This window comes from Streptococcus sp. DD11 (assembly GCF_001578865.1).
Taxonomy (GTDB): Bacteria; Bacillota; Bacilli; order Lactobacillales; family Streptococcaceae; genus Streptococcus; species Streptococcus panodentis.
This window is the reverse complement of record NZ_KQ969394.1, coordinates 308,297-317,000: the sequence shown is the minus strand read 5'-3', so window position 1 is coordinate 317,000 and position 8,704 is coordinate 308,297. Positions and strand designations below refer to the sequence as shown.

The 8,704-nt window shown below is 49.0% G+C and carries 10 protein-coding genes; all 10 read left to right on the top strand.

The genetic code is table 11. The features are described 5' to 3' along the window. A partial coding sequence (locus STRDD11_RS14360) for a sensor histidine kinase (protein WP_241209358.1) occupies positions 1-841 on the top strand: 841 nt, incomplete at its 5' end. After that, positions 834-1,517 (top strand): response regulator transcription factor, encoded by a 684-nt coding sequence (locus STRDD11_RS07345; RefSeq protein ID WP_128836763.1) that lies wholly within the window; start codon positions 834-836, stop codon positions 1,515-1,517. The genes STRDD11_RS14360 and STRDD11_RS07345, both read left to right, overlap by 8 nt. After that, positions 1,514-2,794, top strand: a complete 1,281-nt coding sequence (locus tag STRDD11_RS07340) for an ABC transporter substrate-binding protein (protein ID WP_128836762.1) — start codon at positions 1,514-1,516, stop codon at positions 2,792-2,794. Before STRDD11_RS07345 ends, STRDD11_RS07340 begins: the two co-directional genes overlap by 4 nt. A 461-nt stretch (positions 2,795-3,255) precedes the next feature. Further along, positions 3,256-3,693: a PTS sugar transporter subunit IIA gene (locus STRDD11_RS07335; protein ID WP_128836761.1), complete on the top strand. Its 438-nt coding sequence runs from the start codon at positions 3,256-3,258 to the stop codon at positions 3,691-3,693. 126 nt (positions 3,694-3,819) lie between these two features. Further along, positions 3,820-4,314, top strand: a complete 495-nt coding sequence (locus tag STRDD11_RS07330) for a PTS sugar transporter subunit IIB (protein WP_128836760.1) — start codon at positions 3,820-3,822, stop codon at positions 4,312-4,314. 31 nt (positions 4,315-4,345) lie between these two features. Continuing rightward, positions 4,346-5,191: a PTS mannose/fructose/sorbose/N-acetylgalactosamine transporter subunit IIC gene (locus tag STRDD11_RS07325; RefSeq protein ID WP_128836759.1), complete on the top strand. Its 846-nt coding sequence runs from the start codon at positions 4,346-4,348 to the stop codon at positions 5,189-5,191. Beyond that, positions 5,175-6,029 (top strand): PTS system mannose/fructose/sorbose family transporter subunit IID, encoded by an 855-nt coding sequence (locus STRDD11_RS07320; RefSeq protein ID WP_164828421.1) that lies wholly within the window; start codon positions 5,175-5,177, stop codon positions 6,027-6,029. Before STRDD11_RS07325 ends, STRDD11_RS07320 begins: the two co-directional genes overlap by 17 nt. 24 nt (positions 6,030-6,053) lie before the next feature. Further along, entirely contained in the window at positions 6,054-6,344 is a 291-nt protein-coding gene (locus tag STRDD11_RS07315; protein ID WP_128836757.1) for a DUF202 domain-containing protein, read from the top strand. A gap of 198 nt (positions 6,345-6,542) precedes the next feature. Continuing rightward, positions 6,543-6,824 carry a co-chaperone GroES gene (gene groES / locus STRDD11_RS07310; RefSeq protein ID WP_128836756.1) on the top strand — a complete coding sequence of 94 codons (282 nt, stop codon included), beginning with the start codon at positions 6,543-6,545 and terminating at the stop codon, positions 6,822-6,824. A gap of 26 nt (positions 6,825-6,850) precedes the next feature. Continuing rightward, complete coding sequence (gene groL / locus STRDD11_RS07305) at positions 6,851-8,476, top strand: chaperonin GroEL (protein ID WP_128836755.1); 1,626 nt, start codon at positions 6,851-6,853, stop codon at positions 8,474-8,476. Positions 8,477-8,704: the final 228 nt, after the last annotated feature.

Below are 8,704 nucleotides of genomic sequence, written 5' to 3'. Positions count from 1 at the left end.
TATCAAACTGCCTTCGCTGGACAGTTATATCCGTTTTTATCCCGAGTCTGTGCGCTTCCTGCTGCTGCTTGGGAAAAACTTCCTTTACTCGCTGAATATCGTTGTCTTTATGATTTCTTTGCTCTTTTATATTTTGGCGGCTATTACGGAGCGCCACCGGATTGAGGAGGAACTGCGCATGGCTTCTCAGGCCAACCGGGAGCTCAATTCCTATCTGGCTTTGTCAGAAAAGATTGCCGAAGACCGGGAGAGAAAGCGAATCGCCCGAGAGATTCACGATACGCTGGGCCATGCCCTGACTGGTATCTCAGCAGGCATTGATGCCGTCAAGGTCCTTGTCGATATTGACACCGATCGGGCCAAGGAGCAGCTGCAGAATGTATCGCTGGTCGTGCGTGACGGGATTCGCGATGTCCGCGGCTCGCTCAATAAAATGCGGCCTGGGGCACTGGAAAACAACAGCCTCAAAGAGGCCCTGTCCAAGATTATCCGAGAGTACGAGGCCATTTCCAATCTGGAAATCCATCTTCGCTATGAGTGGGATACGATCGATCTGGACATTGCCAAGGAAGACATTGTCTTTCGGGTGATTCAGGAGTCTATCACCAATTCGGTGCGGCACGGCCATGCCAAGACGATTTGGATTGACCTTTTAGAGGAGGAGCAGTACACGATGACCATTCAGGATGACGGTGTGGGCTTTGACGAGCTGCACTATGGCTACGGCCTGAAGCAGATGCAGGAACGGCTGATGATTATCGGCGGCAGTGTCCGTTTTGAGAATCGCAGCGGCTTCTATACTTATATTGAAATTCCTAAAATAGGAGGTAGACATGATTAAGGTATTAATTGCAGACGATCAGGCTCTGATCCGCGAATCTCTGCAGATCATTCTGTCGGCTCACTCAGATATTGAAGTAGTCGGTACGGTCGGCGACGGCAAGGAAGTGCTGGAAAAGCTGCATCGGGTACGGCCGGATGTCATTCTGATGGACATCCGCATGCCGGTCATGGACGGGGTTCTCTGCACCAAGGCGGTCAAGGAGCAGTATCCGGATGTCAAGATTATTATTCTGACGACCTTTGATGATGATGAATTTATCTTTTCAGCTCTCAAGTATGGGGCCTCAGGCTATATTCTCAAAGGGGTTTCCACGGAAGAACTCCACGAGGCTATCCAGACGGTCTACAAGGGCGGTGCCATGATTAATCCCAATATTGCGACCAAGGTTTTCAAGATTTTTTCGCAAATGGCCCAGTCCAATTTTGCCATCACGGTGACCGAAGAAAATGTGGAAGACATGAGCCGGACCGAGTGGAAGATCATCCAGCAGATTGGCTTTGGCATTTCCAATAAGGAGATTGCGGCCAAGCTCTTCCTGTCTGAAGGAACGGTCCGCAACTACCTGTCAGGCATTCTGGCCAAGCTCAACCTGCGCGACCGGACCCAGCTGGCCATCTGGGCTGTGCAGACCGGTGTGACCCAGAGAGATTTTAGTAAGGAAAGCGACAAATGAAGTGGAGATTGCGGTATTTAGTCCTGCTGATTGTCCTTGTGACGGCTGGGGCAGCAGGCTTTGTCTATTGGTCCTCACAGCAGGTGAAAATCCTGCATATCGGAGTCTATGCCGGCTCCAGCTGGGATGTCCCCAACAGCCGTGAAAATAAGGTATTAGACAGCCTGATTAAGGAATTTGAGCAGAAACATCCCAATGTCAAGGTAGTCTATGAAAGCGGCATTCCCAAGAAGGACTATGCCGACTGGCTGGCTGAGCAGGTGTTAAAAGGCGAGCAGCCGGACCTCTTTATGGTACCGGAGAATGACTTTACCATGCTGGCGTCAACCGGAACTCTCAAACCCCTGGACAGCCTGCTGACTGATCAGGAAAAGACTGCTTTTTACCCTGTGGCCTACAAGGCCGGCCAATATCAGGGAATCAGCTACGCCCTGCCGGTGGAGAGCAATCCGATGATGATGTGTGTCAATAAGGACCTGCTGGAAAAAGAGGGAATCAGCATTCCTGAGACAGGCTGGTCGCTGACGGACTTTTATGAAATCTGCAAAAAGGTGACCAAGGATACCAATGGCGACGGGGTGATTGACCAATACGGCATGACGGACTATACCTGGCAGCAGGCTCTGGTAGCTTACGGCGGCCATCTCAAGGACAAGTCAGGCATCAATGTAGACAGCGCAGAAATGCATCAGGCCCTGTCCTTTATGAGCAAGCTGGATACCCTCAGTCAGCACTACAAGGTGACTTCCAACGACTTTGACGAAGGGAAAGTGGCTTTTTATCCCATGAGTCTGGCTCAGTATCGGACCTACAAGCCCTATCCCTACCATGTGTCCAAGTATTCCAGCTTTTCCTGGACCTGCATCCCTATGCCGACGGCCAACGGCAGGGTGCAGGGGACTCAGGTCAAGACCTCTCTCTTTGCCATGTCTTCAAATACGAAGCAGGAAAAACTGGCCTGGGAATTCATGCTGCTCCTGTCACAGAATGAAAAGAGCCAGCAGGAACTATTTGAAAAGTCTCAGGGAAGTCCTGTTCTGAAATCGGTCGTCAAGAGTGAGCAGACGCAGCAAATCCTGCAGGCAGATGACTTCGGACTGGACTCGCTGACCTCTGAAAGGCTGGACGGCATGATGAACCGCTCGATTAAGGACATCAGTCTGGAAGTGGACCGTCATACACTGGATCAGATTGACTATCTGATCGAAAAGGCTATAGAAAATCAGGAAATCGACAGTGCCCTGCCCAGCATCCAAAAAGATATTGAAAGCGGATAAGCCTCCGCTTTCTTTTTTTGTGCGCCTGCAGTGCTTTCGGCCCTGTCTTGCTCCAGCAGTTCACCGTCACTTGAGAAAACAGATGCCATCCTCAATGAAAATCAAAGATGGCAAAGGATAAGAGCAAGAGCAATGGGCCATCAATCGACTTACGAGAGACTGTCCTGCCAGCGTCTGCGTTCAAGCACTGCGGCTTGCAATCCAACGATAGAAATATACGAAGTTGGGTACTTTTTATACGGTATCGTCTTTTGGTTTGCTTGTGTGCCGACCGCTTCAGGTGGACGGACTCAACATCCGCTTTCCGGACAAGCCGAATGCATATCCGCTCAGCAGCCTAGACCAATATGACAAATGTCATTTTTTTCCTAACAATTGTCATCCAGGCAAAGTGACATTTGACAATGTGAAACCGATTCCAAAAGCTGTAGAATAGGTTTGTAAATAAAGGAGGCGAGAATATGAAATATCTTGTACTAGTCAGTCATGGGGGGTTAGCTGAAGGCGTACAGAGCTCCTTAAAGATGTTTGCCGGAGACAAGACGGACCAAATTATTGCGGTCGGTCTCAAAGAAGGAAAGTCCGTTGACGACTTTGCCCAGGATTTCCGTCAAGCCATTGCTGGACTGAGCGATGAGGACACAGTTCTGGTGCTTGCAGATATTGTCGGAGGCAGCCCTCTGACGACAGCAGCCAGTGTCTTAGCTGAAATCGGCAAATTGGAATCTGCCGTTGTGCTTGGCGGGCTCAATCTGACCATGGGCCTTACCGGCCTCGTCATGAAGGACATCTTGGAGGGGAAAGAGCTTGCCCAAGCTATTCTTGCAGAAGCCAGCGCGGCCCTGCAGGAGTTTGAAATCCCATCGGAGGATGAGGAAGAGGAAGACGATGATATCTAGAGCGAATGCTCTTGGCTGGGATTCCATTTCTTACAATTAGCTTGCGGCAAAGAGCATACTTGCTGCAAAGCTGTACGGATTAGTAAAGCAAATGAACAAAACAGAAACAAAGGAGATTGCACTAAAATGGTAGTAACATTTGTACGGATTGACGACCGCATGATTCACGGTCAAACTGTCACTCGCTGGGCCAAGGAATATCCTTGCGACGGACTCATTGCTGTGAATAATGCTGCAGCGGGAAACAAGGTCCTAATCCAGGCCTACAAGGGCGCTTCGGATAAGAAAACCTTTGTCTGGACCAAGGAAGCCTTCAAGGAAAAATCTGCTAAGGTAACCGAGTCAGACAGCCGTTATTTCCTCATCACCAAAAATCCTGTTGACATGAAGGAAATCTTGGTAGATCAAGGCTATGTACCGGGCGATGTCAAGGAAATCATTGTCGGCCCGGCCAACGACCGCCCCGGTGCAGTGAAGCTGGGCAATAACCAGTCTATCACGCAGGAAGAGGCGGAAGCCATCGAAGCCATTGAAAAAGCCGGTTACAAGGTGAAATTTCAGCTCCTGCCGGATGTTTCCATCGGCTACTGGAGCGACTTCAAATCTAAATTTGGTTTTTAAAAGTTAAAACTTAGAAAAAAGGAGAAAGATTATGACAATCTCTTGGTTACAAGCTGCCCTTCTCGGACTCTTTGCTAGTTTGGCATCCATGCCGGGTATGGGTGGTTCCAGTATTGGTAACTATACTCTTGGCCGTCCCTTGGTTGGGGGCTTGGTCAGCGGCCTGATTCTTGGAGACATCAAGACCGGTATCATGGTCGGGGTGGCCCTGCAGGTCCTCTACATTGCTTTGGTTACACCCGGCGGGACAGTTTCTGCTGATGTGCGTGCTATTTCTTACATCGGTATTCCGCTGGCTATTCTGTTTGTGCATTCCAAAGGCATCACCGGTGAAGCGGCTATCGCTGCAGCGGCGGCTCCAATCGGAGCTGCAGTAGGGACCATCGGTACCGTGCTATTCTACGGAACAGCTACGACAAACCTGCTCTGGCAGCACATCGGCTGGAAAGCTGTCGAAAAAGGAGAGTTCAAGAAATTATATGCGGTCGACTGGGTTTACCCATGGATTTCTCACTTTGTCTTCTCTTTCCTGCCAACCATGATCATCACGAAATTCGGTCCAAATATGGTTGAACTGATGAAAGAGCACCTTCCAATGGACGGTTTCATCATGAAGGCCCTCTTTACAGTCGGAGCCCTTCTTCCATGTGTCGGTATTGCCATTCTTTTGAAACAAATTGTCACCAAAGCTGCTGACTTCATTCCATTCTTTGTCGGCTTTACCTTGGCTAAATCACTTGGCTTGAACCTAGTTGCCAGTGCCGTTGTTTCCCTGATTTTTGCAGTAATTTATTATGAATTAGAAGTGATTAAATCAGCTCGCCTGACAGCACCGGCAGGTGGAGGAGAGTTTGATGACGATGAGGAGGATATCTAAGATGGCTGAAAGAAAGAAAATATCTAAAAAGACTTTAGCGAAATCATTCCACCACTGGTACTATGGCCATTTGACCTGTTTCTCTCAAGAGCACATGCAGACTTTTGGCTACCTGACCTCTATGCTGCCAATCGTGGAAGAGCTCTACAAAGATAAGGCAGAGCAGAAAGAAGCGATGCAGACCTATACGGCTTTCTTCAATACAGAGCCTCAGCTGGGTGCTCTGGTGGTCGGTATTACTGCCGGTCTGGAAGAAGCGCGTGCAAATGGGGATGCAGTTGACGGCGAGACCATCAATGGGATGCGTGCCGGTCTGATGGGCCCTATCGCAGGTATCGGGGACTCCCTTGTAGTCGGAACGTTAATCCCTGTCCTGCTGGGGATTGCTCTTGGACTTTCAAAAGGCGGCAATGTTGCCGGAGCAATTTTCTACATCCTCGTATGGAACATCTTGATTTACGGCGGTATGCGCTTTGCCTACTTCAAAGGCTACGAGTTGGGGGATAAGGCGGTAGAATTCCTTGTCGGTCCTAAAGGCCAGGCCCTGCGCAAGGCTATCAGCGTGATTGGCGGTATGGTAATCGGTGCTGTAGCTGCAACCTGGGTCTCTGTAACCACTTCTCTGGAATTAAAAAATGCAGATGGCGAAGCCTTTCTCAACCTGCAGGAAAAAATTGACGGAGTCTATCCAGGTCTCCTGACAGCTGGCTTTATTACCCTCTGCTGGTGGCTCATGGCTAAGAAGAAAGTGTCACCAAACATCGTCATGCTTCTGTTGGTGCTGATTGCACTGGTGGGAGTTGCCCTCGGATTCTTTGATCCTGGACTGAAATACTAATAAAAAACTAGAACGGAGAACATCATGACAGAACAAGAACTGATTCAAGGCTATGAAACAGAAATCCAGTACCAAAAGCATATGATTGAAAATCTTGGGCGTTGGTTCAGTCTCTTCTTTGCTCTGGCCAGTATCGGCCTTGTTCTGATTTATCTCTTTCATCAGTCCAATCTTCTGGCTTTCATAGCCGGTATTGTCCTGGCTGCGCTGGGGATGCTGGCTATGCTGGTCTTTGGCTACGGTATCTACAGAGGCCGGCTGAATCTGCATAAAGTCATTGATGATTTCGAAGAAAAGCTGAAATTAGCCCAATAATTTTCAGGCAGCCGTTCTTCATTTTACAAACTCCCCCTGCTGCCAACAGCTCACAGCGGCCTGTCGGCGGCTTCAAAAAACTTTGTCAATTTTGGCAAAGTTTTTTCTTGACTATTTCTGACCAAGTGATACAATAGAGGTTATAAGAGTTAGCACTCTAAGACAGAGAGTGCTAAAAATAGAAATTGGAGGAAAAATATGTTAAAACCATTAGGTGACCGTGTGGTCCTAAAAGTAGAAGAAAAAGAGCAAACAGTTGGCGGCTTTGTCATCGCAGGCAATAGTCAGAATGCGACCAAGACAGCTGAAGTTATTGCTGTCGGTCAAGGCGTCCGCACGCTGAACGGCGAGTTGGTGGCGCTGTCGGTCAAGGCAGGTGATACCGTCTTGGTAGAAAGCCATGCAGGCATTGAGGTCAAAGACGGTGAGGACAAGTATCTCCTGGTCAGCGAAGCCAATATTTTGGCCCTTGTTGAGTAAGAATAGATAGGAAGAGGAAATGATAAATGGCAAAAGATATTAAATTTTCAGCAGATGCAAGAAGCGCGATGGTCCGCGGTGTTGATACATTGGCAGATACTGTCAAAGTCACCTTGGGCCCCAAAGGACGCAATGTCGTTCTGGAAAAATCCTTTGGCTCACCCCTGATTACCAATGACGGTGTGACCATTGCCAAGGAAATTGAACTGGAAGATCATTTTGAAAACATGGGGGCAAAATTAGTGTCAGAAGTTGCTTCCAAGACCAATGATATTGCCGGCGACGGAACCACTACGGCGACCGTTCTGACTCAGGCTATTGTCCGTGAAGGGATTAAAAATGTCACAGCCGGCGCCAACCCAATCGGCATCCGCCGCGGGATTGAAACAGCGGTTGCAACAGCTGTCGAAGCTCTGAAAGCCAACTCAGTACCTGTTTCCAGCAAGGAAGCCATCGCTCAGGTTGCTGCGGTTTCTTCCCGCAGCGAAAAAGTCGGCGAGTACATCAGCGAAGCGATGGAAAAAGTCGGCAATGACGGAGTTATTACAATCGAAGAGTCCAAGGGGATGGAAACAGAGCTGGATGTAGTTGAAGGGATGCAGTTTGACCGCGGCTATCTGTCCCAGTACATGGTGACCGACAATGAAAAAATGGTGGCCGAGCTGGACAATCCTTATATCCTGATTACGGATAAGAAAATTTCCAACATTCAGGAAATCCTGCCTCTTTTGGAAAGCATCCTGCAAAGCAGCCGCCCTCTTCTGATTATCGCAGATGATGTAGACGGCGAAGCCCTTCCGACTCTGGTCCTCAATAAAATCCGCGGTACTTTCAATGTGGTTGCTGTCAAGGCGCCTGGCTTCGGTGACCGCCGCAAGGCTATGCTGGAAGACATCGCTATCCTGACAGGCGGCACGGTCATTACCGAAGATCTGGGTCTGGAGCTCAAGGATGCGACCATTGAAGCGCTTGGACAGGCTTCTAAGGTTACGGTGGACAAGGACAGCACAGTGATTGTAGAAGGTTCAGGCGATGCAGCAGCGATTGCCAATCGTGTCGCCGTTATCAAGTCACAGATTGAAAGTGCTGCTTCTGAATTTGACAAAGAAAAATTACAGGAACGTTTGGCCAAACTGTCTGGCGGTGTTGCGGTGATCAAGGTCGGCGCTGCCACCGAAACCGAGCTCAAAGAGATGAAACTCCGCATCGAAGATGCTCTCAATGCAACCCGTGCAGCGGTAGAAGAAGGCATCGTATCCGGAGGCGGTACGGCCTATGTCAATGTGCTGGATGCTGTCGCAGCTTTGGAATTGGACGGCGATCAAGCAACCGGACGCAACATCGTTCTCCGCGCTTTGGAAGAGCCTGTCCGTCAGATTGCTCTCAATGCCGGCTTTGAAGGCTCTATCGTCATTGACCGCCTGAAAAACTCTGAAACAGGTACAGGTTTCAATGCCGCAACCGGTGAATGGGTCAACATGATTGAGGCAGGGATTATCGACCCTGTCAAGGTAACCCGCTCAGCTCTGCAAAACGCTGCCTCAGTAGCCAGCCTCATCCTGACAACGGAAGCGGTTGTCGCAGATAAGCCAGAAGCAGCCGGTCCAGCAGCTCCAGCTATGGATCCAGGCATGATGGGCGGCATGATGTAATACAGGAAAATAATATAGGCTGAGATGAGTTTCTCGGCCTCAGCTTGAAGAAAAAGTCCGTTTTGGACAATTTTCTTCAAGCTTTTTTCTTTATGTAAAATATAGGTCCATTTATTTTGCTAATATCAATATCCGTCTGAAATCAGAATATCAGCGCAGAGTTTATGATATTCAACAGTTTGTCAGTGATTTTACAGTCTTTTCGTTTGCTTTTAGTGAGGCTGGGAC

Coding starts and splice junctions, on each gene's coding strand:
- STRDD11_RS07345 (WP_128836763.1), top strand. CDS start 834: ATGATTAAGGTATTAATTGCAGACGATCAGGCTCTGATCCGCGAATCT.
- STRDD11_RS07340 (WP_128836762.1), top strand. CDS start 1,514: ATGAAGTGGAGATTGCGGTATTTAGTCCTGCTGATTGTCCTTGTGACG.
- STRDD11_RS07335 (WP_128836761.1), top strand. CDS start 3,256: ATGAAATATCTTGTACTAGTCAGTCATGGGGGGTTAGCTGAAGGCGTA.
- STRDD11_RS07330 (WP_128836760.1), top strand. CDS start 3,820: ATGGTAGTAACATTTGTACGGATTGACGACCGCATGATTCACGGTCAA.
- STRDD11_RS07325 (WP_128836759.1), top strand. CDS start 4,346: ATGACAATCTCTTGGTTACAAGCTGCCCTTCTCGGACTCTTTGCTAGT.
- STRDD11_RS07320 (WP_164828421.1), top strand. CDS start 5,175: ATGAGGAGGATATCTAAGATGGCTGAAAGAAAGAAAATATCTAAAAAG.
- STRDD11_RS07315 (WP_128836757.1), top strand. CDS start 6,054: ATGACAGAACAAGAACTGATTCAAGGCTATGAAACAGAAATCCAGTAC.
- groES (WP_128836756.1), top strand. CDS start 6,543: ATGTTAAAACCATTAGGTGACCGTGTGGTCCTAAAAGTAGAAGAAAAA.
- groL (WP_128836755.1), top strand. CDS start 6,851: ATGGCAAAAGATATTAAATTTTCAGCAGATGCAAGAAGCGCGATGGTC.